A 21,209-nucleotide genomic window follows, 5' to 3' on the forward strand; every position below is an offset into this window, starting at 1 on the left:
GGCGGGCGGAAGGAATGGACGCCCCGCTCGTCTTCGCGCACCGCGGTTCCTCCCACGACCTGCCCGAGCACACCCTCGCCGCCTACCTACGGGCCCTCGACGAGGGCGCTGACGGGCTGGAGTGCGACGTCCGGCTGACCCGGGACGGGCACCTGGTGTGCGTACACGACCGCCGGCTCGACCGCACCAGCAACGGCCAGGGACTGGTCAGCGCCCGTACCCTCGCCGAGCTGGAGGCGCTGGACTTCGGCTCCTGGCACCCCGGCTGCGTACCGGCCGACGGCGACGAGGTGCTCGACGAGTCGCACACCCGGCTGCTCACCCTCGAGCGGCTGCTGGAGGCGGTGCTGGCCGCCGGCAGGCCGGTGCGGCTGCTGGTGGAGACCAAGCACCCCTCCCGCTACGGCGGGAACGTCGAGCGCCGGCTCGTCGCGCTGCTGCGCCGGTTCGGCCTGACCGAGCCGAAACCGGACGATCCGGTACGGGTCACCGTCATGTCGTTCTCCCCGCTGGCCGTACGCCGGCTCCGGGGGCTGGCCCCCGCGCTGCCCACGGTGCTGCTGCTGGAGGTGCTGCCGCGCTGGCTGCCGCTGGGGCGGCTGCCGTTCGGCACCCCGATCGCCGGCCCCGGCGTCGCCCTGGTGCGCGCCCGGCCGCAGCTGGTGCCCGCGCTGCGGGCGGCGGGCAGCCAGGTCTACGTGTGGACCGTCAACGAGCCGGCCGACCTGGACCTCGTCCTGGCTGCCGAGGTGGACGGCATCATCACCGACCGGCCGGCGCAGACGCTCGCCCGGCTGGGCCGCTGACCGGGGTGGCGCCGGTGCGGGACCGGGTCGGGCAGGGGTGTCCCGGGCCCGGCCGGCGGGGCACACTCGGAGCATGCCGGAGCGTCCCGACCTCTCCGCTCTCATCGCCGGCCACACCACGGTGATCGAAATGATCAACTCCGGTGGCTCCGGCCTCCCGGTGCTCACCCACCTGCTCAGCGTGGCCCGGTCGGCGCTCGGCGCGGCGGGCGTGGCGTTCGTCGAGTTCGCGCCGACCGGCGGCCGGGTGATCGCCGCGACCGGCGCGGCCGAGTGGGCCGTCGGCCACCCCGTGCCGGCCGACGACCCCGCCACCGTCTGCCTGCTCTCCGGCGCCCGCGTACGCCAGGTCCGCACGGACGAACTCACCGGCAGGCTCTGCGGTGAGCTCGCCGAGCGGGGCCTGCTGCGGATGGTGGTCTCCCGCGCGGAGATCGGCGGGCTGACGGTCGGCAGCCTGCACGTGCTCTACCCCGACGGCCACGACCGGCTGGACGTCGAGCAGCACGCCGTCGTGGGCTACGTGGCCGCCTGCATCGCCCACATGTACGGCGACCAGACCGGGCTGCCCGTGCACGGCGACGGGCCGGTGGTGGCGGCGCTGGCGGACGGCCTGGCCGTGGTCGACCGGGACGGGCACGTCCGGCTCTGGAACCCGGCCGCCGCGCGGGTCACCGGCCGTTCCACGGACCAGGCGATCAACCGGCCGCTGCCCTTCCCGCTGCCCCCCTGCGGGCAGGTGCGCGACCACCGGCTGCCCGACGGACGCTGGCTCCGGATCACCTCCGGCGAGCTGCCCGGCCCCGGCACCCTGCGGGTGGTCACCTTCCGGGACATCACCGACCAGCAGCGCCGCGACCACGACCGGGATCTCTTCGTCGCGGTGACCAGCCACGAGCTGCGTACGCCGGTGACCGTCATCAAGGGCTACGCGGACACGCTCACCGACCACTGGGAGTCGTTGACCGAGACCGACCGGCGGCAGGCGGCCCGGGTGATCGGGCAACGCGCCAACGAACTGGCCCGACTGGTGGACCGGCTGCTCTCCTCCGCCGCCGAGGCGGGGCCGGGCGACGAGCCTCCCGCCCCGTACGACCTGGGCGACGCGCTGCGCACGGCGGCTGGCGACCTGCCGGCGGAGCTGCGGCAGCGGCTCGTCCTGCGCGTTCCCGCCGACCTGCCCAAGGCGCTCGGCCACCGGCTGAGCCTGGCCACCGTGCTCACGGAGCTGTGCACGAACGCCGGCAAGTACTCGGCGCCGGACTCGCCCATCGAGATCACCGCCGCGGCGGACGGGTCGACCGTCTCCTTCCAGGTCGGCGACCGGGGCGTCGGCATCCGACCGGAGCACGCGGAGCGGGCCTTCGACCGGTTCTGGCAGGGCGAGTCGGGCGACCGCCGCCGCTATCCCGGCGCCGGGCTCGGCCTCTATCTCGTCCGACGGATCGTTGAACAGCAGAATGGATGGGTATCCCTACGACCGAGGGCCGGTGGCGGTACGGTCGCAGAGGTGCGGCTGCCCCGCGGGTGACCGGCGGGCCGCGGGGGGCGGGAAGGGAAAAGGGTGTCGACGGGAGCTGCCGATCGGGCGTGGTGCGTGGTGGTGCCCCACCACGCCGCTGGAGCACGGCTGGCACGGCGCCGACTCGCCGAGGAGCTGACCGACGTCGTACCCCCGCCGCTGCTGGCCGACCTCGTCGCGGTCCTGGCCGAGCTGGTGGGCAACGCCGTCCGGCACGCCGACCCCCTGCCCGGCGGGGTGGTCCGGGTGGCCTGGCGGCTGCGCGCCTCGGTCGGCGGGCAACAGGTGCAGCTCCGGGTGACCGACGGTGGCGCCGCCGCGGGCCCGACGATGCGGATCGCCGACCACGACGCCGTCGACGGGCGGGGGCTGCACATCGTCTCGGGGCTGGCCGACCGCTGGGGCGTCGAGCGTGACGGCCTGGGCCAGAGCGTGTGGGCCGAGTTCGACCCGGTGGAAATCACCCGGTCGGACCTGGCCGTGGCCGGCTGAGCGACCGCGAGGGCGGGTCCTGCCCCCGCCGGGTACCCGGGGGCTCTAGGCTGTCTCGCCGTGAGCAAGCGTCGAAAGAGCCAGCGGGCCGCCGAAGCCACCCCCAAGCGGGAGAAGGTACGGGACATCTTCGTGCCCCGACCGTTCGAGGGGCTGGCCGACGAGCCGGAGTGGATCGCCCTACGGGAACTGGTGCCGGCCGCCTCGGCGCCCTTGCGGCTGGCCCCCGCCCTGGTCGAGGAGTTCGGCGACCGGGAGGTCGTCCTCGCCACCGTGCTGCCGATGGCCAGCCCGGCCATGACCAAGCCGGACGGGCGGGTCCTCATCGGGCTCCAGCGTCACCTCCAGTCGGGCGACGTCTCCCGGGACCTGGCGGAGGCGCTGCTCTGCGCGCTGCGGACCGAGCCGGGCCGCCCGGTGCCCGTACCGCCGCTGCCCGGCCCCGGCCCCCGGTTGCAGGACGTCCTCGTCGACGGCCCGCTGGAGGTCAGCATGCACGACGGGTTCGACTTCTGGCTCGACCCGGGCGCCGGCGACGACCCCAACGTGCAGGCGTCCCTGGAGCGGGCGAACGCCGCGATCTACCCGACGGTCCGGCTCGCCGCCGCCCGCGCCGCGTACTGGTGCCAGGTGCCGGAGAAGGCGCACGTGCGCTGGGTGCTGCCCGACGACGAGGACGCCGCGCTGGACGCGCTGGCCCGGCTGAGTGTGGCCGGCACGCTGGTCCTGGGCGAGAACACCCGCTTCGCGGGCATGTTCCGGGCCCACGGCCGGCTGGTGCCCGTCTGGGACCTGCCGGAGGACGTCCCGGCCGCCGACTGGGAGCAGCCGGTCGCCGACTTCGCCAAGCGGTACGCGGAGGCGCTCGCCGAGCCCGCCCCGCTGGACGCCGCCGGCCGGCGGGCCCGCCACGGCCTGCTCGGCCGCCAGCTCACCCTGCGGTGAGCCTGCCCGGTCGCCACCGCACGCTGCGGTGAACCCGCGCGACCGCCAGCTCACCCCGCGCTGAGCCTGGCGGTCGCCGGCGTGCCGAGCGGCTCGCGCACCAGCGGGCAGGACATGCAGCGCGGGCCGCCCCGGCCGGAGCCCAGCTCGGAGCTGGCGATCGGGATCACCTCGATGCCGGCCCGCTCGAGCTGCGCGTTGGTCTCCGTGTTGCGCTCGTAGCCCACGCAGAGCCGGGGCGCGATGGCCAGGGTGTTGTTGCCGTCGTCCCACTGCTCGCGTTCGGCGGTGACCGGGTCCAGGCCGGTGTCGATGACCCGGAGCTGCGGCAGGTCCATGGCGTCGGCGGCGGCCCGCAGGAACGGCGCCGGGCCGTCCACCCGCGGGTCCTCGCCGTCCACCCCGGCGATGACCGTGTACGCCGACAGGGTGTGGGCGATGTTCGGGTACATCAGCACGGCGTCGACGTCCACCATCGTGCAGACGGTGTCCAGGTGCATGGTCGCCCGTTCCTGGGCGATCGGGACGGCGAGGATGGTGTGCGCGAGCCCGGCGGCGAAGACCTGCCGGGCGAGGCGTTCCGCGCCGGCGGGGGTGGTCCGCTCGCCCACGCCGACGGCCAGCACCCCGGGCGCGAGGAGCAGCACGTCGCCGCCCTCCAGGTGCTCCAGGCCGGGCTGGTAGACGAACTCGGTGCCCGCGAAGCGCGGGTGGTGCCGGTAGATGGCGTCGGTCAGCGTGGTCTCCCGCCGCCGCGCCGGCATCGCCAGGCTGGTGACCCCGACCCGGTCGCCGACCCAGAACGAGGAGTCCCGGGTGAACAGCAGGTTGGGCAGCGGGTCGATGACGAAGTCGTGCCGGTCCATCAGGGTGTAGACGAGGCCACCCGGCCGCTCCCGGCTGACCCGCAGCTCCTCGTGGGCCAGCCCGGCGATGAGCACGTCGGCGAGCGCGACGGGATCGAGGTACGCGAGGTGGTCGGCGACCCGGGCGCGCAACGAGTCGCCGAGCCGGGGCGAGCGGAGCACCCCCTCGGTGAGTTCGGCCCGCGCGTCGGCGACGGCGAGCGTCTCGGCGAGGAGGGTGGCGAGATACAGCACCTCGACCCCGCGCTCGCGCAGGGCGGCGGCGAAGGCGTCGTGCTCCTCCTGGGCCCGTCCAACCCATGGGATGGCGTCGAAGAGAAGTGAGTCGTTGTTCCGGGGGGTGAGCCGGGCGAGCTCAGGGCCGGGACGGTGCAGCAGGACCGTCCCGAGCCGACCGACTTCGCTGTCCACGTAGTGGGTCACCCTCGCAGCGTAGGGCAGGGTTTGGCGGCATCCGATAAAACAGGGGTGGATGAATATGGCATTCATCCGCACTCACTCCGGCGTTCCAACTTGCCGACACGGGGGACTGGCAACGTAGGGTAGTGAGGACATAACTTCGAGGGACCTTTTGCCGGAGGTCGCGATGACTGTCTTTCCCGCTCGTCGAGCCGTACCGTCCGCCAGGGCACTGCCGCCCGTGGCGGTGCCGCACCCCCGCGTGGAGCCGCCGGGAGCGCTCGCACCCGTCCGTCCGTCCCCGTTGGAGTGGGCCCGCCGCCGTCGGGCGGAGCGGGGCGCACGCCGGCTGGAAGCGGCCGGAGCCCGGGCGCTCGGCCGGCTCGACCATCTCGGGCCCGCGTGGCACGTCATCGAGTGGCCCCGCACGGACGCCTCAGACCTCCTGCTCGACCACGAGCGCGACGACCGCGCCGGTTTCCTCGCCATCGGTCCCAGCGGGCTCTTCGCGGTCACCATCGCCGACCACGGCCGTGCCCGGGTGCTGGTGGCCGGAGACGTGGTCCAAATCAACGGCAAGCGGCCGCCCTACGTGGCCGAGGCCCGCCGCGACGCCAAGCGCGCCAGCAAGGCCCTCTCCGACGCGGTGGGGCTGCCGATCCCGGTGTCGCCGGTGCTGACCTTCGTCGGCTCGGGTGTCATCAGCGTCTACGGCCTGCCGAAGGACTGCCTCATGGCCACCCATCGCGAGCTGGACCGCCTGCTCGTCGCCGGGGGGAGCCGGATCAGCCCGGCCACGGCCGAGAAGCTCTCCCGGGTCGCGCAGCACCCGGACACCTGGATGAACGGCGCCTACCGTCCGGCCGCGGACTACCGGTGGTACGAGGGCGGCCGAACGGCCGCTGACAAGCCGGCCAACCGACGGTAACGTCACCGGCGACGCCACGCACCCGGGGCGCCGGTCGGCACCCGTCGGTCGCGCCGTCGCCGGCCGCCTGGTCAGGGCACTCCCTCACCCGCTGGCGGCCCGGCGACCCCGCGCGGTCGGCATCACCCGCGACGACCGGCTAGCGTGGACGGACGGTCGGTGTACATAGGAGGCGCGGTGGCCCACGTCGAACTCTCGCTCTCTGACGTGTTCGCGCCTGCGGCGGGGACATCGACAGAGCAGCAGTTCGACAACCTCGGTCGGTGGTCGTCGACCGTCTCCCACGCCGACGAGCCGTGCCTGCTCATCGACGCCGGGACGAGGGTCGTCGCCGTCTCCGCCACCGGTTGCGAGCTGCTCTGCCTGGGCGAGCCCGAAGACGTGACCGGGCTGCCGCTGCTCGACGGCGGGCTACGGCTGCTCGACTTCACCGCCAACCGCTGCGAGCTGACCGAGCCCGAGATCGACAAGATCCCGCCGCTGCTGGCCATCTCGTCCGGGCGGCTGGCCCGCGGGCTGCTCCGGGTCCAGGGGGCGTCGGCCGACGCGCCGGACTCGACCGTCGACGCGATCTCCACCCCGGTGTTCACCGGCGGGACGGTCACCGGTTCGCTCACGTTCTTCTCCCCGGTCTGACCAGCGGCGGGATGTGGCGTTCGCCGCATGCGGCGAATCTGGGGCGGGCCCGTTCCGAGGCCGTAAGGTGCCCTCATGCTCGATATCGCTCTGCTGCCGGGGCAGTACGCCGTGTGCCGCCTGGCCGCCGGCTCCGCCCTGCCGCCCGAGTTGTCGGGCGGGCTGGGCGACGGCGACGTGGTCACGGTGAGCTGGACGGCCGACGGGATCTCGCTGATCTGCCCCGCCGAGCGGGCGCCCGAGCAGGCCGTCACCGAGACCGCCTGGCGCTGCCTGCGGGTCGCCGGGCCGCTCGACCTGGCGGTCAGCGGCACCCTCGCCGCGCTGGTCGACCCGCTCGCCGCGGCCCGGGTCAGCGTGGTCGCCTTCTCCACCTACGACACCGACTACCTGTTGGTTCCCGCCGTACGGCTCGGCGAGGCGACGGCCGCCCTGGAGCGCGCCGGCCATCGCGTCCTCGGCTGATCTTCACCGGACGCCCGGTTCCTCCTAGGATGGGCTCGGCCTCCCGGCCGCAGTGACGCTTCCCGATGTCCCGAGGATCGGCCGTGCCGCCCACCCCCTCGCCCCGCGACACTCCCGCCCGACCGCCCGGCTCCGCCGCCGGCCCCGGAGCGGGTCGGCCGCGCGCCCGCACCGACCGGCAGCCGGGGTCACCCCGACCGGCCGTCGACGCGTCGTGCCCGGCCCCGCCCTCCCGGCGTCCGGATGCACGCGGGTCAGCACCAGCAGGTCCACCGCCCTCGTACGCCCGCCGGCTCGCGGCCGTCGCGCTGCTGGCCGCGCTGCCGCTGGCCGGTTGCGGTACCCCTCCGGAACTGCGCGACCCCGCCCCGACCGCCGTCCCGACCCGCACCGCCGTCCCCGCCCCGCCCAGCGCCGTACCGACGCCTGCGCCCACCACCGGCCTGCCCGGCCCCGGGGCGGTCACCCCCACCCTCGACCCTGGCCTGGTCGCGGTCCCCTGCCCTGACGGCCCCTCGGGGGCACGGATCGTGGGTCTGGTGCGCGGTCGGGGCGGCGTGTTGCCGAACGGCGCCCGGGTCCGGGTGCGTACCGGGCCGCTCTGCGCCGGGGACTGGCACTACACGGTGCTCGACGTGACCGGGCACGAGACGCTCCAGGTGATCACGCAGGGCCGGCCGGGCGCTCCGCGGCTGGTCACCGCCGGTACCGACGTCTGCACCGCCGAGGTCCGCGCCGCCGGGCCGCCCGGGATCCGGACGCGCGTCTGCGACGCCGGGTCGCTGGGCGTACCGGGTGCGTAGGCTGTCGCCATGCCGGGAACACCGCCGACGCGCTTCGTCTTCCTCGGACCGGAGGGCACCTTCGCCGAGCAGGCGCTGAACAGCATCCACGCCGCCGAGCGGGGCAGCCGCACGCCGGCCCGCAGCGTGCCGGAGGCGCTGGAGAGCGTACGGGCCGGGGAGGCGGACGCAGCCCTGGTGCCGCTGGAGAACTCGATCGGCGGCGCGGTCGGGGTGACCCTGGACGAACTCGCCGAGGGCGAACCCCTGGTGATCACCCGCGAGGTGGTCCTGCCGGTCGATTTCGTGCTCGCCGCGCGGCCCGGGACGACGCTCCCGCGCGTACGCAGCGTCGCCGCCCATCCGCAGGCGTCCACCCAGTGCCGGGGCTGGCTGCGCGCGCACCTGCCCGACGCGGTCGTCGTCGACGTGCTCTCCAACGGCGCGGCCGCCGCCGGAGCCGCCACCGGCGAGTACGACGCGGCGATCTGCGCCCCGATCGGGGCCGGGCGGCACCGGCTCGACGTACTCGCCGACAAGATCGCCGACCATCCGGACGCGGTGACCCGTTTCGTGCTGGTGTCCCGCCCCGGGCCGCCCCCGCCGCCGACCGGCGACGACGTGACGTCCCTGGCGGTCTACATCGCGCACGACCGGGTGGGCGCGCTGCTGTCGGTGCTCATGGAGTTGGCCGTCCGCGGGGTCAACATGAGCCGGATCGAGTCCCGCCCGACAGGCGAGGCGCTCGGCCGGTACGTCTTCTTCCTCGACTGCACCGGGCACGTGGCCGACGTACGGCTCGGTGAGGCGTTGCAGGGGCTGCGCCGGGTCTGCGCCGACGTGCGGTTCCTGGGCTCGTACCCCCGGCACCGCTTCCCGGGGACGGGAGAGCGGCCGATCCCGGCACCGCCCGGCCTCTCGGACACCGACTACGCCGACGCCGCCGCCTGGCTGGCCCGCCTGCGCGCCGGCGACCTCAACTGACGGCGCTGCCGCTCGACGGCGCGCTCGTGCCCGCGACGAGAACCGCCCCCGACCGGCGTCGGATCCGGCGGGACCGGTCGACGCGCAGCGGGGGCGGTGCGGGCGGTACGGGTCAGCTGAGCAGGCCGCCGAGGAGGCCGCCCTGCTGCTCCTGGCTGCCGCTGCCCATGACGGGGGGCTCCTCGGAGGGCTGGACGACGACGAAGCCCTGCCCGGCGAAGCTCATCGTGAAGGCCTCGCCGGTGCGCCGGCCCAGCAGCGTGCCGAGACCGAACTGCTCGGCGCGGTGGTAGCCGGTCTGGAGGTTGGCCGACCAGCAGACCACCGCCTGCGGGTCGACGTAGGTGGGGGCGTCGACGCTGAGCACCACCGGGGTGCCCTTGGTGGTGATGGCGATCCGGCCGTGACCGGTGAAGACGCAGTTGAACAGGCCCGACGAGGAGGCCATGCCGGCCCCGTTGACCATCCGGATGTCGTACTGGAGGGTGGTGTCGAAGGCCAGCACGCTGGAGCCGTTGATGGAGAGCGCGTCGCCGGGCTCCAGGTCGATGACGTGCACGTCCTTGGCGAAGTCGGCGAGGAAGACGTCGCCCCGGCCCGTGACCTTCATCAGCGGGACGCCCTCGCCGGTCAGCTTCTGCTTGAGGAAGTTGCCGAGCCCGCCGGAGCCGAGCGCCTGGAACTGCACCTGCCCCTGGTAGGCGACCATCGACCCGACCCGGGCCATCGCCTCGCCGTTGAGCCCGATCTTCAACATCTTGGAGTTCTGCAGCCGCATGCCGGGCTGCGCGGACTCCTTCTCAAGGTTCTCCGCCGAGAACAGCTCGCTGCGCATGGAAGTGCCTCCTGGGTTCGTGATGCCTGGTCCGACCGTAGGTGACGGTGGCAACCGCCGACCACCGACCACCGACCGACGTCAGATGGCCGAGCGGGTGCGATCCTGCCGCTCGGCGTGCGCCGCCGCGTCCTCGATCAGCCGGGCCAGCCGGACCGGGTCGGCCAGCGCCGTGACATGGCCGGTGCGCGGCAGCCGGACCAACCGGCCGTCGCGGCAGGCGGCCAGGTATGCCCGCTCGTCGGCCCGGAACGGGTCCCGGTCGCCGTTGACCAGCCAGACCGGGCCGGGATAACCGGCCAGGGCGCCGAGCTGGTCGTGGCCGGCGACCGCCGTGACCACCGCGGGCAGCACCTCACTGGTCAGACCGCCGGCGAGGACGGCGTCCGCCGCCGGGGGCGGCAGGGCGCGACGGAAGGCGTACGCGCTGAACTGGTTCGCCTGCGCCGGGAAGCGCGCGGCGAGCGCGGCCGCCGCGCGGTACAGCCGGGCGAGGTGCGTGGACCGGGCGGTGCAGCCGATCGCGACCAGCCCGGCCACCCGCGCGGGGTAACGGCCGGCGGCGGCGATGCCGACGAAACCGCCGAGCGACAGGCCGGCGAGCAGCGCCCGCCCGCCGACGTGGTCGACAGCGTCGGCGACCGCCTCGGTCGCGGCGGCCATGGCGAATGTCTCGCCGCGGCGGCTGCCGTGGCCCGGCAGGTCGACCGCGAACGCGGGCCGGTCGAGGCGGCCGACCACCGGGTCCCACATGGTGCGGCTGACGCGGATGCCATGGACGAGGAGGACGGGCAGGGCCATCTGCGCTCCTTCAGAGAAAACGCAACGGTTCGTTGCACTCCAGTAGAACACAACGCAACGGTGCGTTGCTATTGTGGCCGTCATGGCACCGCGCAGACAGCAGGAGATCTTCGACAGCACGCTGGCCCTCCTCGCCGAGAAGGGCTACGACGGGCTCACCGTCGAGGCGGTGGCCGAACGTGCCGGGGTGAACAAGACGACGATCTACCGGTGGTGGCCGTCGAAGGCGGCCCTTCTGGCGGACGCGCTGGTCGAAGCGCCGCTGCTCGACCTCGCCACCCCGGACACCGGCTCCCTGCGCGGCGACCTGACGGCGGTCGTCGGCGCCATCGTCGCGCTGCTCACCACGCCGCCGGCCTCGGACGTCGCGGTCGCGGCGCTCGCCGCCTCCGCCCACCGGGCCGAACTGGCGTCGGCCACCCAGCGGTTCTTCGCCGACCGGCTGGCCCGCGAACGTCCCATCTTCGAGCGGGCCGCCCGCCGGGGCGAACTGGCCGCCGACGCCGACCCCATGACGATCATGGACGCGCTCGCCGGAGCCGTCTGGTGCCGCGCGGTGTTCCGGGAGCGTCCGGTCGACGACGCCTTCGTCGACCGCACCGTGGCCATGGTCCTGCGCGGCGTGTCCGGCTGACCGGCGGCGCGTGCAGCTGGTGAACCGTCGCCGCCGGAACGCTGGTACCTGAGGGGCGTGCGGGCACCTGTGGTATCGGGGCGAGCGGACCTCTAGCCCCAGCCCAACTCGTGCAGGCGGGCGTCGTCGATGCCGAAGTGGTGGGCGATCTCGTGCACCACCGTCACCGCCACCTCGTCGACGACGTCCTCGTCGTCGTCGCAGATGCGCAGGATGGGGTTGCGGTAGATGAGGATGCGGTCCGGCAGCACGCCGGCGTAGTCCCAGCCGCGCTCGGTGAGGGCGTGCCCCTCGTAGAGGCCGAGCAGGTCCTCACCGGGGGGCGGGTCGTCCTCCACCAGGACCACGACGTTGCTCATCAGGGCGAGGAGTTCCTCGGGCACCTCGTCGAGCGCGTCGCCGACCAGCTCCTCGAAGCGCTCGCGACTCATCTCCACCGGCACCCCGCCCATTCTGCCTGACGGCACGCACCGCCGGCGCGGAGCGAGACCGGCGGGCGGCCCGCGTACCGGCCGCGCGGGTCGGGCCGCCACGGCGCACACGGCTGGCGTGGCGGCCGACGACCGCTGCGGGACGGCCGGGAAGCGAGGTGCTACGGCCAGGAGGTGAGTGGGACGGTCAGGAGGCGAGGCGGGCGGTCAGGCTGATCTGCGCGCCCGGGGCGAGCAGCCGGGAGATCGGGCAGTTCTCCTTGGCCGTCTCCGCGAGCTTGGTGAACTGGGCCTCGTCGATGCCGGGCACCTGGCCGACGGTCTCCAGCTCGATCCGGGTCACCGTCATTCCGGCGTCGGTCTTGTCGAGGTGGACCTTGGCGGTGGTCTCCACGGAGGTGGGCGGCGAGCCGGCCTCGGCGAGCGCCTTGGAGAACGCCATCGAGAAGCAGCCGGCGTGAGCGGCACCGATGAGCTCCTCGGGGTTGGTGCCCTCACCCTCCTCGAAGCGGGACTTGAAGGAGTAGTTCCCCTCCAGCCCGCCCTTGCCGGTGCGGATCGTGCCGGACCCCTCGGTGAGGTTGCCCTGCCACTGTGCGGAAGCGGTACGGATAGGCATACGTCCGACGCTAGCCCAACCGCGACCGGCCGGCGACCGTTCGCGCTCCGGGTCACCGGGTGCGTACTGTGTCATGATTCGGGGCAGGCCCGCGAACGCGGAAGGGTGGCCGATGTCCCAGGAATCCCCCATTCCCCGGCAGGAACACCGGTCCGACGGTGCGACCGTCCTGGAGTGGGGCACGACGGAGCCGATCGGGTCGGGCCGGTTCGGGCGTACGTTCTCCGGCCTGGGCCGGGACCGCCGGATCCCCGTGCTGCTCGCGGCGCTCGGCGCGGTGGCCGCTCTCGCGTCGATGCTCGGCGAGTGGCAGGTGATGACCCTGCCGAACGCCGGCCCGCAGGGCAACACGCCGCTGCGGGTGCCGGGCGGGGTGTCCGACATCGGCGGCTTCGGGGTGGGTTACCTGGTCGGGCTGTTCGCCCTGGTCTGCGCCGTGGTGCTCGCGCTGCGCGGCACCCGCCCGGTGCGCTCCAACGCCCGGCTCGCCGGGCTGGCCCTGGCCGGGGCACTGCTGGGGCTGCTGGTCGCGACCGCCGCCTCGCTGGACGAGGCCGGCCAGCGGGTCTTCTTCTACTCCACCGACGACGGGTTCCGGGTCGAGTACGGCCGGGGTCTGGTGATGGCGTTCCTGGCCTGCGTCCTCTTCGCGGCGGCGTTGAAGCTGGCCCCGGCCGGCGCGCCCCCGCTCCCCGGGAACGCGGACGACGGGCCCGGGACGGAGGACGAGCGCGGGGCGGACGACGGGCGCGGGGCGGACGAGGCCGAACCGGTGGGTTGGCGCCGGCGCGGCCGCAGGTCGCGGGACGCGGCGGACGATGTGCCGCCCGCGCCGGCCGACCTCACCGTCGGGCCGGCCATCCCCTTCGCCCGCCCCGAACCCCGGAACTGACCCGGCCACCAGCCCTGCGCAGGGGTCCCCGGACGGGGGCACCGGTGGGCCGTCGTCCGTTGGCACAGCATTCGCCGGAACGCCATGGCCGGTGCCCCTCGCGCGAGGTACGTTTGCTGCCCGCCGTCACTAGGGTCGAGGCACCGAGGACCGCGACGGCTGGCTGCGACGGCGGCGGGCGAAGGAGGAACGATGACCCGCCCGGGGCTGCCCAAGCTGATCGCCACGGATCTCGACGGGACGCTCGTCCGCAGTAACGAGACCGTGTCCGCGTACACCCATGAGGTGCTCGACCGGGTGCGGGCCGCCGGGATCCCGGTGGTCGGCGCGACCGGTCGCGGCCCCCGGCTGGCCGAACTGACCCGCAACGACATCCGCGCCGCGGACTTCCTGGTGATGGCCGGCGGCGGCCGGGTGGTCGACCAGAGCGACCCGGCCGGGCCGGTGGTGCTGCGCGACGAGCGCCTCCCCGCCGAGGTGCTGGCCACGCTGCTGACCAGCCTGGAGGCGGCCGTCGGGCCGCTGACCGTGATGGTCGAGGCGTCGGACGAGCACGACGCGCCGCTCTGGGGCGACTACCACCCGAGCTGGCCCTACCAGGACGCGTTCGAGGCGCGCACCCGCGCCGAGTGCCTCTCCCACGACGTGATCAAGGCGTTCGTCCGGACCGCCGATCACCACGTCGACGAACTGCTCGCGGTCGCCCGGCAGATCGTCCCACCGGAGGTGGCCACGCTCACCCAGGCCGGGCTGGGCTTCGTCGAGATCTGCCCGCCGGGGGTGGACAAGTCCACCGGGCTGACCGTGGTGGCGCAGCGGCTGGGCGTCGACCCGGCCGAGGTGCTGGTCTTCGGCGATATGCCCAACGACCTGCCGATGTTCGAGTGGGCCGGCTGGGCCCGGGTCGCGGTCTCCAACGCCCACCCGACGGTCCGCGCCGCCGCGGACGAGGTGACCCTGCGCAACGACGACGACGGGGTGGCGGTGTATCTCGATCGGCTACTGTCCCGCTGATGGAAGAGGCACCACGGCTGATAGCCACCGACATCGACGGCACCCTGCTGCGGGACGACCGCACACTGAGCCCGCACACCGCCGGGGTGCTGGCCCGGCTGTCCGCGGAGGGCACGCCGGTCGTGCTGGTCACCGGCCGTCCCATCCGCTGGCTGAAGATGGTGTACGAGCAGCTCGCCGAGCCGCTGCCGGCCATCTGCGCCAACGGGGCGGTGGTCTACGACCCCGTCGCCGACGAGGTGCTGCGGGCCGACCCGCTCGCCCCGCAGCTCCTCGCCGAGGTGGCCCGACGGCTGCGCGCCGAGGTGCCCGAGGTCAGCTTCGCGGTGGAGATCGTCGACAGCCGGCAGATGCGGCACGAGGCGCACTACCCGCTGCGCTGGGACGCGGACCACGGCGCGATCCGGGCGGTCGAGACCCCGGAGGAGCTGCTGGCGGCACCTGCGGTCAAGCTGCTGGCCCGGGCGGTCGACCAGGATCCGGACGCCTTCGTCGCGCTGGTGGCGGGGGCGTTGGAGGGGCTGGCCGAGGCGACCCACTCGTCGTACTCGGGGCTGGTGGAGATCTCCGCCGCCGGCGTGACCAAGGCGGCCGGGCTGGCGTGGTACTGCGCCCGGCTCGGCATCGACGCCCGCGACGTGCTCGCCTTCGGTGACATGCCCAACGACGTGCCGATGCTGACCTGGGCGGGGCGAGGGGTGGCCGTGGCGAACGCGCACCGCGCCGTCCTGGAGATCGCCGACGAGGTGACGGCGGCGAACTCGGCGGACGGCGTGGCGGCGTACCTGGAGAAGGTCTTCGGGGCGGGGTGAGCGGTCGGCCCCTGGCCGCCCCCGTGGATCAGAGGTACTGGCCGGTGCTGTGCCCCTCGACGCCCTGCGGCGGCTGACCCATGCCCGGCATGCCCGGCAGCATGCCGCCGGGGCCGCTGGGCAGCGCCTGCCGGCCCGAGCGCATCTGCTCCAACTGCACGCGGGCGGCCATCTGCTGCGCCACCAGGGCCGCCTGGATGCCGTGGAACAGGCCCTCCAGCCAGCCGACGAGCTGGGCGTGCGCGATGCGCAGCTCGCCCTCGCTGGGCGCCTTCTCCTCGGTGAAGGGCAGCGAGATGCGCTCCAGTTCCTCGCGCAGCTCGGGGGCGAGGCCCTCCTTCAGCTCGACGATCGACCGCTCGTGGATCTCCCGCATCCGGTGCCGGCTGGCGTCGTCGAGCGGGGCGGCCTTGACCTCCTCCAGCAGCTGTTTGATCATGCTGCCGATCCGCATCACCTTGGCCGGCTGCTCGACCAGTCGGGTCGGGTCCTCGCCGTGTGCCTCGTCGGTCTGCACGGTGCCGACGGGCCGCCCGTCCGGGCCGACCACCACCACCGTTCCGGAGCGACCGGTGCCATCCTGGCCCGGCTCGTCGTTCTGTCCAGCGGAGTGCGCTTCGGTCATGGGAACCATCTTTACCCAGTCGCCAGCGCCCATGCGCCCCGGGACCGATCCCCGACCTCGGATCCGCGCGTGATCCGCGCTACGGTCGCGCCATGCCCGCCGACCCACGCGACGTGCTCAGCCGGCCCGCTCCGGCCCCTGACGCCACCGTCTCCTACGGCGACCATCCGGACCAGGTCGCCGACCTGCGTGTCCCCGCCGGGTCGGGCCCGGCACGGCGGCTGGTCGTGGTGGTGCACGGCGGCTTCTGGCGGGCCGAGTACGACCGCCGGCACACCGACTGGTTGGCCACCGCGCTGGCCGCGCTGGGCCATCCGGTGGCCCAGGTGGAGTACCGGCGGACGGGGCAGCCGGGGGGCGGCTGGCCCACCACGCTGACCGACGTGCTGACCGGCGTGACGGAGCTGCCCCGGCTCGCGGCCGAGGCGCTGCCCGGCCGGGTCGCCGCCGGACCGCCGCTGCTGGTGGGCCACTCGGCGGGGGGACACCTGGCGTTGTACGTGGCGGCGTACGCCCCGGCCGCCGTCGGTGGGGTGCTGGCGCTGGCCCCGGTGTCGGACCTCGCGGAGGCGTACCGGCTGGATCTCGACGAGGGGGCGGTGGCCGCGCTGCTGGGCGGCGGGCCGGCGGACGTCCCCGCGCGCTACGCCGAGGCCGACCCACGCCAGTCAGTACCAACATCAACACGCACAGTAGTCGTTCACGGTGCACTGGATCAACAGGTGCCGATCACGATGAGCCGGGAGTACGTGGCCGCCAGCCGCGCCGCAGGCGGCGATATATCCCTTGTCGAGCTGCCAGAATGCGAGCATTTCGGGCTCATCGATCCGGAGTCGGCGACGTGGCCGCAGATCACGGCCGCTTTCCGATCTTTGGGAGAAGATCGCTAAGCATTGACGCAGCGTCGCTGACCGGGTAGAACGCCGAGGGGGCGCGATCCGCCCTGCATGCTCCCCCGGAAGGAAACTCGGTGTCGCAGATGAACCGCAGGCAGGCCCTGCAACTGCTGGCCGCTCTCGGTACGGCTGGACTGGTCGCCGGGTGCGGCACCGACGACGCCGGAGACTCGGCCAGGGCGGGGAGCCCGATCAAGATCGGCCTCGTGGCGCCCACCAGCGGCGGCCTCAAGGCCATCGGTGACGAGATCACCAACGGCTTCCAGCTCTTCCTCGACCTGAACGACGAACTGCTGGGCGGGCACCCCACCACCCTGCTCACGGCCGACGAGGGCGAGAGCGTCAAGACCGGCAAGGCCGCCGTCGAAGGGCTGCTCAAGCAGGGCGTACTCGCCCTCACCGGCGTGGTCGACGCCAACGTCATGTCGGGTATCCGGGACACCGTCGAGCAGGCCCGGGTGCCCCTGATCGGCTCCAACGCCTCGCCGTCCAGCCTCCAGAGCGTCGTCTACATCTGGCGGACGTCGTACGTGCTGGACGAGGCGGGTCGGGCGCTGGGCCGCTACCTGCGCGAGCAGCTGGAACCGTCGGCGCGGCTGGCGATCATCGTGCCGGACAGCGTCGCCGCGCAGGACGTCGTGCGGGGCTTCCGGCAGGAGTTCGGCGAGTCCGACCCCCGGATCAAGGACGCGATGGTCACCACGGAGGACCACACCAACCCGTCGAAGTCCGCGTACCGGGCCGACATCCGCAGCGCGCTGAGCCGGAACCCGTCGGCGGTGTTCTGCTTCTTCGCCGGGCCGGCAGCGGTCGAGTTCATCAAGCAGCTGCGCATCGAGGGGTACGACGGCAAGGTCTACGCCCCCGGCTTCCTCACCGAGGGGGCGGTGCTGAGCAGCGTCAAGGCCGAGGACGCGCTGGGCATCCAGACGTCGCTGAACTACTCGTCCGACCTGAACAACACGGCCAACCGCCGGTTCGCCTCCGCGTACCGCAAGAAGCACGGCACCTCGCCCACCACGTACGCGATGGCCTCGTACGACGCCGCGCAGGTGCTCGACCAGGCGATCCGGATCGCCGGCGGTTCGCCGACCCCGCAGCAGGTCAACCTGGCGCTCGGCAAGATCGGCCAGATCGACAGCCCGCGCGGGTTGTGGCAGTTCAACCAGCCGCGTACGCCGCAGCAGAAGTGGTACCTGCGCGAGGTCCAGCTCGACGGCCAGGTCCTGTCGAACGTCCTGGTAACCGAACTGGCCACCCTCGGCTAACCCCACCCTCCCCACTCCCGGCCCGCCCCTCGCGCTCCGCCCCCGCGGCGGGCGCGGGAGCGCGGGGGCGCGAGGTGGGTGGGGTCAGGGGCGGAGTTCGGCGATGCAGCACTTCACGCTGCCGCCGCCCTTCTTCAGCTCGGCCAACTCGACCGGTACGGGGTGGTAGCCGGCCGCCTTCAGTTTCCCGGCCAGCCGGGTCGCCTCGCTGTTGAGCACCACGTTGAGCCCGTCGCTGACCAGGTTCAGGCCGAAGGCCAGGGCGTCCTCGGCGTCGGCGACCACCGCGTCCGGGAAGAGCTGCGTGAGCACCCGCTGGCTGGCGGCGGAGAAGGCGCCCGGGTAGTAGACGACGTTCTCGTCGTCGATCGAGGCGAGCGCGACGTCCAGGTGGTAGAAGCGCGGGTCGACCAGACGCAGCGACACCACGGGCCGCCCCAGCGCCTCCTGCGCCTCGGCGTGCGCCGGCAGTTCGGTGCGGAAGCCGTGCCCGGCGAGGATCAGCCCGCCGTGCGCCTCCGGCAGGTACGCGAAGTCACCCTCGCCCTCGTTGGTCTCGATCGGGGCGATGAACCGCCAGTCCCGCGACTCGTAGAACGCCCGGTGCGCGGCGGCCTCGGCGGCCCGCTGCTCGTGCTTGAACTGCGCGCCGTACACCGTGCCGTCGACCACGAACGCGCCGTTGGCGGCGTAGACCATGTCGGGCAGGCCCCGCTCGGGGGTCAGCAGGTGCACCTCGTGGCCGAGACCGACCAGGGTCTCCCGCAGTCGGTCCCACTGCTTGACGGCAAGCTCGGAGTCGACGGGGGTGGTCACGTCCATCCACGGATTGATCGCGTACTCGACCGCGAAGTGCTCGGGCGAGCACATGAGATATGTCCGCTTTCGCGCGACTCGCTGCTGGTTCACGATGACCAAGGGTAGGTACGCTCGAACTTTGGTAACAGCCACAACCATTGCTTCCCAGAGGCGGAACGTTGCAGATAGACGCCGTTGACCAGCGGATCATTGCGTTGCTCGTCGCGGATGCCCGCGCCTCGTACGCCGACATCGGCCAGCGGGTGTCGCTCTCCGCTCCGGCGGTCAAACGACGGGTGGACCGGCTGCGGTCCGCCGGCGTGATCCGGGGCTTCACCGCCATCGTCGACCCCGCCGCCGTCGGCTGGACCACCGAGGCGTTCGTCGAGCTGTTCTGCGCCGGGCGGACCACCCCGGCCCAGATCGGGGTGGCGACCCGCCGGCACCCCGAGGTGGTCGGCGCGTACACCGTCTCGGGCGAGGCCGACGCGCTCGTACACCTGCGGGCCGCCGACATCGCGCACCTGGAGGCGGCGTTGGAGCGGCTGCGGGCCGAGCCGTTCGTGACCTCGACCCGGAGCACCATCGTGCTCTCCCGGCTCGTCGAGTCCCCCGGCGTCGGCCCCTCCCCCCGCTGACCCCCAGCCGGGCCGCCGGCGCGGGCAGACGCGGGAGAGGCGGCGCGGGCAGGCCGCGTGTCGAACGGCGCGGAAGGCCGGAGACGGGCCGGAACCTCCCGGCGGGCGGGTGCGTCGAACCGGCCATGACACGGGGAGCCCCCATCTTCGCGGTCGGCACGCTGGCCGCGCTCACCCTGCTCGGCGGCAGCGCGTTCCCGGCGGCACCGCCCGGCCCACCGGCCCCGCGGCAGCCGACGGCCGCGCCCCTGCTCGTCTCCTACGACTCCTGCGCCCAGGCGCTGGCCGGGCTGCGCGCCGCCGCCGGGGCCTCCGTCGGTCCGTGGGGCTTCGGCGGGAACGGCTGGCGTACCGGGGCGGCCTTCGGCGACGTCGCCAAGGACGCGACCGGGGCCCGGGCGATGCCCCAGTCCGCCCAGCCCGCCCCGGAGCACTCCACGACCAACGTGCACGAGGCCGGCGCGGACGAACCGGACCTCGTCAAGACCGACGGACGGCGGATCGTGACCGTCACCCGGGGCGTGCTGCGGGTGGTGGATCCGGCCGCCCGGCGGGAGACGGGCCGCCTCGACCTGACGCGGTCGACGCCCGAGCTGCGGTGGGGGGAGCAGGCCAGCCTGCTCTTGCACGGCGACCGGGCGCTGGTGCTGACCCGCACGGGCGTGGAACTCCAGCGGGCGACCCGCGAGGCACGGCCGGGCACCGCGCCGCGCCTGATCCTGGTCGACCTCGCGGGTGCGCCACGGGTGCTCGGCACCTACCGGATGGACGGCAGCCTCGTCGACGCCCGGCAGACCGGGTCCACCGCGCGGGTCGTGGTCCGCACGCACCCTCGGCTGGTCTTCCCGTACGCCGAACGGGGCACCGACGCGGCGCGGACCGCCGCCAACCGGGCGGTGATCGCCAGCGCCGGGGTCGAGGCGTGGCTGCCGGCGTACGAGTGGACCGACGGGGCGCAGCGACACGTCGGCCGGGTCGGCTGCGAGCGGCTGAGCCGTCCTCCCGCCTGGTCCGGCACGTCCATGCTGACCGTGTTGAGCTTCGACCTCGCCGGCGACCGCCTCGGCGACGGCGACCCGGTCAGCGTCGCCGCCGACGCCACCACCGTCTACGGCACCGGGACGAGCCTCTACCTCGCCGGAGAGCGGTCGGGCTCGACTCGACCCGGCTCCGGCCGCGTGGGCGACTGGCCGCCGGAGCCGCCGGTCACCGAGATCCACGGCTTCGACACCAGCGGGCCCGGGCGCCCCCGGTACGTGGCCTCCGGCAGCGTCCCCGGTTCACTCGTCAACCAGTACGCGCTCTCGGAGTGGCAGGGGCACCTGCGGGTCGCCACCACCACCGGCGACGCCTGGGGCACCCGGCCGACCTCGGAGTCCGCCGTGTACGTGCTGCGCCCCGACGGCAACTCGCTGGTCCGCACGGGCGCGGTCACCGGCCTCGGCCCCGGCGAGCGGATCTACTCCGTACGCTTCCTCGGCGGCTCCGCGTACGTGGTCACGTTCCGGCTCACCGACCCGCTCTACGCGGTCGACCTGACCGACCCGACTGCGCCCCGGGTCACCGGCGAACTGAAGATCACCGGGTACTCGGCGTACCTGCACCCGCTGCCGGAGGGCCGGCTGCTCGGGGTGGGCCAGGAGGCCGACCGGCGGGGACGCGCGCAGGGGCTCCAGGTCTCCCTGTTCGACGTCCGTGATCCGGCCCGTCCGACCCGGCTCGACCAGTGGCACGTGCCGAGGGCGTACTCCGCGTTGGAGCACGACACGCACGCCTTCCTGCACCACCCGGAGACGGGCCTGGTCGCCCTGCCGGTCGGCGAGGACGTACGCCTGCTGCGGGTGTCCGGGACCGACATCGGCGAGGTCGGCACGGTCTCGCACGCCGGCCGGGCGGGCCCGGTCCTCCGGTCGTTGCTGGTCGGGGACGTGCTCTGGACCGTCTCCGACGCCGGCCTGCGGGCCACCGACCCGGCCACCGCCCGGAGCCTCGACTGGCTGCCGGTGACCTGATCATCCCTCCCTCGGCGGGTGGGGCCCGGTTCTCGGGGTTTCCGGGCCCCACCCCGCCACCACCGGCACGGCTCGGCGAGGCCACGGCCCGGACGTCCGGGCCCGCTTG

At 74.0% G+C, this 21,209-nt stretch carries 24 protein-coding genes; 17 read left to right on the forward strand and 7 right to left on the reverse strand.

The window, feature by feature from the left end; translation table 11 throughout:
* Window positions 1-14 precede the first annotated feature (14 nt).
* From ACGFIR_RS00480 to ACGFIR_RS00495, 4 genes are all read left to right on the forward strand, one after another.
* Window positions 15-806, forward strand: a complete 792-nt coding sequence (locus ACGFIR_RS00480) for a glycerophosphodiester phosphodiesterase (RefSeq protein ID WP_393142432.1) — start codon at window positions 15-17, stop codon at window positions 804-806.
* Window positions 807-879: 73 nt separating this feature from the next.
* Window positions 880-2,337, forward strand: a complete 1,458-nt coding sequence (locus ACGFIR_RS00485) for an ATP-binding protein (RefSeq protein WP_393005366.1) — start codon at window positions 880-882, stop codon at window positions 2,335-2,337.
* A 66-nt stretch (window positions 2,338-2,403) separates the two neighbouring features.
* Window positions 2,404-2,820, forward strand: a complete 417-nt coding sequence (locus ACGFIR_RS00490) for an ATP-binding protein (protein ID WP_393005601.1) — start codon at window positions 2,404-2,406, stop codon at window positions 2,818-2,820.
* A gap of 60 nt (window positions 2,821-2,880) precedes the next feature.
* Window positions 2,881-3,765 (forward strand): DUF5926 family protein, encoded by an 885-nt coding sequence (locus tag ACGFIR_RS00495; RefSeq protein ID WP_393142434.1) that lies wholly within the window; start codon window positions 2,881-2,883, stop codon window positions 3,763-3,765.
* Window positions 3,766-3,815: 50 nt separating this feature from the next.
* On the opposite strand, the gene ACGFIR_RS00500 is transcribed toward ACGFIR_RS00495, so the two are convergent.
* Window positions 3,816-5,054 (reverse strand): arginine deiminase, encoded by a 1,239-nt coding sequence (locus ACGFIR_RS00500; protein WP_393005362.1) that lies wholly within the window; start codon window positions 5,052-5,054, stop codon window positions 3,816-3,818.
* A 163-nt stretch (window positions 5,055-5,217) separates the two neighbouring features.
* On the opposite strand from ACGFIR_RS00500, the gene ACGFIR_RS00505 reads away from it, so the two are divergent.
* The 5 genes from ACGFIR_RS00505 to pheA all read left to right on the forward strand — a co-directional run bounded on the left by ACGFIR_RS00505 (window position 5,218) and on the right by pheA (window position 8,825).
* Entirely contained in the window at window positions 5,218-5,958 is a 741-nt protein-coding gene (locus ACGFIR_RS00505; RefSeq protein WP_393005360.1) for a hypothetical protein, read from the forward strand.
* Between the two features lie 177 nt (window positions 5,959-6,135).
* Window positions 6,136-6,594, forward strand: coding sequence for a hypothetical protein (locus tag ACGFIR_RS00510; RefSeq protein WP_393005358.1), 459 nt, complete (start codon window positions 6,136-6,138; stop codon window positions 6,592-6,594).
* A gap of 75 nt (window positions 6,595-6,669) precedes the next feature.
* Window positions 6,670-7,059, forward strand: a complete 390-nt coding sequence (locus tag ACGFIR_RS00515; RefSeq protein WP_393005356.1) for an ACT domain-containing protein — start codon at window positions 6,670-6,672, stop codon at window positions 7,057-7,059.
* Between the two features lie 308 nt (window positions 7,060-7,367).
* Window positions 7,368-7,862 (forward strand): hypothetical protein, encoded by a 495-nt coding sequence (locus tag ACGFIR_RS00520; protein WP_393005599.1) that lies wholly within the window; start codon window positions 7,368-7,370, stop codon window positions 7,860-7,862.
* 9 nt (window positions 7,863-7,871) lie between these two features.
* Window positions 7,872-8,825 carry a prephenate dehydratase gene (pheA, locus tag ACGFIR_RS00525; protein ID WP_393142436.1) on the forward strand — a complete coding sequence of 318 codons (954 nt, stop codon included), beginning with the start codon at window positions 7,872-7,874 and terminating at the stop codon, window positions 8,823-8,825.
* A 112-nt stretch (window positions 8,826-8,937) separates the two neighbouring features.
* Here pheA and ACGFIR_RS00530 read toward each other — a convergent pair whose 3' ends face one another.
* Window positions 8,938-9,660 carry an AIM24 family protein gene (locus ACGFIR_RS00530; RefSeq protein ID WP_393005352.1) on the reverse strand — a complete coding sequence of 241 codons (723 nt, stop codon included), beginning with the start codon at window positions 9,658-9,660 and terminating at the stop codon, window positions 8,938-8,940.
* Window positions 9,661-9,741: 81 nt separating this feature from the next.
* On the reverse strand, window positions 9,742-10,461 hold the full coding sequence (locus ACGFIR_RS00535; RefSeq protein ID WP_393142438.1) for an alpha/beta fold hydrolase: 720 nt from the start codon (window positions 10,459-10,461) through the stop codon (window positions 9,742-9,744).
* A gap of 82 nt (window positions 10,462-10,543) precedes the next feature.
* On the opposite strand from ACGFIR_RS00535, the gene ACGFIR_RS00540 reads away from it, so the two are divergent.
* Window positions 10,544-11,095 (forward strand): TetR/AcrR family transcriptional regulator, encoded by a 552-nt coding sequence (locus ACGFIR_RS00540; protein ID WP_393142439.1) that lies wholly within the window; start codon window positions 10,544-10,546, stop codon window positions 11,093-11,095.
* 92 nt (window positions 11,096-11,187) lie between these two features.
* Here the strand turns inward: ACGFIR_RS00540 and ACGFIR_RS00545 are convergent, their stop codons facing one another.
* Complete coding sequence (locus ACGFIR_RS00545) at window positions 11,188-11,532, reverse strand: metallopeptidase family protein (RefSeq protein ID WP_393005597.1); 345 nt, start codon at window positions 11,530-11,532, stop codon at window positions 11,188-11,190.
* Window positions 11,533-11,713: 181 nt separating this feature from the next.
* On the reverse strand, window positions 11,714-12,145 hold the full coding sequence (locus tag ACGFIR_RS00550) for an OsmC family protein (protein ID WP_393005346.1): 432 nt from the start codon (window positions 12,143-12,145) through the stop codon (window positions 11,714-11,716).
* A gap of 112 nt (window positions 12,146-12,257) precedes the next feature.
* On the opposite strand from ACGFIR_RS00550, the gene ACGFIR_RS00555 reads away from it, so the two are divergent.
* From ACGFIR_RS00555 to ACGFIR_RS00565, 3 genes are all read left to right on the forward strand, one after another.
* Window positions 12,258-13,037, forward strand: coding sequence for a hypothetical protein (locus tag ACGFIR_RS00555; protein ID WP_393142441.1), 780 nt, complete (start codon window positions 12,258-12,260; stop codon window positions 13,035-13,037).
* A gap of 192 nt (window positions 13,038-13,229) precedes the next feature.
* Window positions 13,230-14,051 (forward strand): HAD family hydrolase, encoded by an 822-nt coding sequence (locus ACGFIR_RS00560; protein ID WP_393142443.1) that lies wholly within the window; start codon window positions 13,230-13,232, stop codon window positions 14,049-14,051.
* Window positions 14,051-14,863, forward strand: coding sequence for a Cof-type HAD-IIB family hydrolase (locus tag ACGFIR_RS00565; RefSeq protein WP_393005340.1), 813 nt, complete (start codon window positions 14,051-14,053; stop codon window positions 14,861-14,863). Before ACGFIR_RS00560 ends, ACGFIR_RS00565 begins: the two co-directional genes overlap by 1 nt.
* Window positions 14,864-14,891: 28 nt before the next feature.
* On the opposite strand, the gene ACGFIR_RS00570 is transcribed toward ACGFIR_RS00565, so the two are convergent.
* The gene (locus ACGFIR_RS00570; RefSeq protein ID WP_393005338.1) at window positions 14,892-15,497 is read right to left on the reverse strand and encodes a bacterial proteasome activator family protein; all 606 of its coding nucleotides are present in this window, start codon (window positions 15,495-15,497) and stop codon (window positions 14,892-14,894) included.
* An 83-nt stretch (window positions 15,498-15,580) separates the two neighbouring features.
* Here ACGFIR_RS00570 and ACGFIR_RS00575 point away from each other — a divergent pair, with 83 nt between their 5' ends.
* Window positions 15,581-16,378 carry an alpha/beta hydrolase family protein gene (locus ACGFIR_RS00575; RefSeq protein WP_393142445.1) on the forward strand — a complete coding sequence of 266 codons (798 nt, stop codon included), beginning with the start codon at window positions 15,581-15,583 and terminating at the stop codon, window positions 16,376-16,378.
* 80 nt (window positions 16,379-16,458) lie between these two features.
* Window positions 16,459-17,652, forward strand: a complete 1,194-nt coding sequence (locus ACGFIR_RS00580) for an ABC transporter substrate-binding protein (RefSeq protein WP_393005334.1) — start codon at window positions 16,459-16,461, stop codon at window positions 17,650-17,652.
* Between the two features lie 84 nt (window positions 17,653-17,736).
* On the opposite strand, the gene ddaH is transcribed toward ACGFIR_RS00580, so the two are convergent.
* On the reverse strand, window positions 17,737-18,570 hold the full coding sequence (gene ddaH / locus ACGFIR_RS00585) for a dimethylargininase (protein WP_393142447.1): 834 nt from the start codon (window positions 18,568-18,570) through the stop codon (window positions 17,737-17,739).
* Window positions 18,571-18,629: 59 nt separating this feature from the next.
* Here ddaH and ACGFIR_RS00590 point away from each other — a divergent pair, with 59 nt between their 5' ends.
* The gene (locus ACGFIR_RS00590; protein WP_393005330.1) at window positions 18,630-19,088 is read left to right on the forward strand and encodes an Lrp/AsnC family transcriptional regulator; all 459 of its coding nucleotides are present in this window, start codon (window positions 18,630-18,632) and stop codon (window positions 19,086-19,088) included.
* Between the two features lie 125 nt (window positions 19,089-19,213).
* Complete coding sequence (locus ACGFIR_RS00595) at window positions 19,214-21,100, forward strand: beta-propeller domain-containing protein (RefSeq protein ID WP_393142449.1); 1,887 nt, start codon at window positions 19,214-19,216, stop codon at window positions 21,098-21,100.
* The last annotated feature ends 109 nt before the right edge of the window (window positions 21,101-21,209 follow it).

Source organism: Micromonospora sp. NPDC049051, assembly GCF_043197575.1.
Lineage (GTDB): Bacteria > Actinomycetota > Actinomycetes > Mycobacteriales > Micromonosporaceae > Micromonospora.

What these genes read in the sequence shown, in the direction of transcription:
- ACGFIR_RS00480 (WP_393142432.1), top strand. Translation starts at nt 15, where the DNA reads ATGGACGCCCCGCTCGTCTTCGCGCACCGCGGTTCCTCCCACGACCTG.
- ACGFIR_RS00570 (WP_393005338.1), bottom strand. Translation starts at nt 15,497, where the DNA reads ATGGTTCCCATGACCGAAGCGCACTCCGCTGGACAGAACGACGAGCCG.
- pheA (WP_393142436.1), top strand. Translation starts at nt 7,872, where the DNA reads ATGCCGGGAACACCGCCGACGCGCTTCGTCTTCCTCGGACCGGAGGGC.
- ACGFIR_RS00555 (WP_393142441.1), top strand. Translation starts at nt 12,258, where the DNA reads ATGTCCCAGGAATCCCCCATTCCCCGGCAGGAACACCGGTCCGACGGT.
- ACGFIR_RS00560 (WP_393142443.1), top strand. Translation starts at nt 13,230, where the DNA reads ATGACCCGCCCGGGGCTGCCCAAGCTGATCGCCACGGATCTCGACGGG.
- ACGFIR_RS00565 (WP_393005340.1), top strand. Translation starts at nt 14,051, where the DNA reads ATGGAAGAGGCACCACGGCTGATAGCCACCGACATCGACGGCACCCTG.
- ACGFIR_RS00535 (WP_393142438.1), bottom strand. Translation starts at nt 10,461, where the DNA reads ATGGCCCTGCCCGTCCTCCTCGTCCATGGCATCCGCGTCAGCCGCACC.
- ACGFIR_RS00485 (WP_393005366.1), top strand. Translation starts at nt 880, where the DNA reads ATGCCGGAGCGTCCCGACCTCTCCGCTCTCATCGCCGGCCACACCACG.
- ACGFIR_RS00505 (WP_393005360.1), top strand. Translation starts at nt 5,218, where the DNA reads ATGACTGTCTTTCCCGCTCGTCGAGCCGTACCGTCCGCCAGGGCACTG.
- ACGFIR_RS00515 (WP_393005356.1), top strand. Translation starts at nt 6,670, where the DNA reads ATGCTCGATATCGCTCTGCTGCCGGGGCAGTACGCCGTGTGCCGCCTG.
- ACGFIR_RS00530 (WP_393005352.1), bottom strand. Translation starts at nt 9,660, where the DNA reads ATGCGCAGCGAGCTGTTCTCGGCGGAGAACCTTGAGAAGGAGTCCGCG.
- ACGFIR_RS00595 (WP_393142449.1), top strand. Translation starts at nt 19,214, where the DNA reads ATGACACGGGGAGCCCCCATCTTCGCGGTCGGCACGCTGGCCGCGCTC.
- ACGFIR_RS00540 (WP_393142439.1), top strand. Translation starts at nt 10,544, where the DNA reads ATGGCACCGCGCAGACAGCAGGAGATCTTCGACAGCACGCTGGCCCTC.
- ACGFIR_RS00550 (WP_393005346.1), bottom strand. Translation starts at nt 12,145, where the DNA reads ATGCCTATCCGTACCGCTTCCGCACAGTGGCAGGGCAACCTCACCGAG.
- ACGFIR_RS00575 (WP_393142445.1), top strand. Translation starts at nt 15,581, where the DNA reads ATGCCCGCCGACCCACGCGACGTGCTCAGCCGGCCCGCTCCGGCCCCT.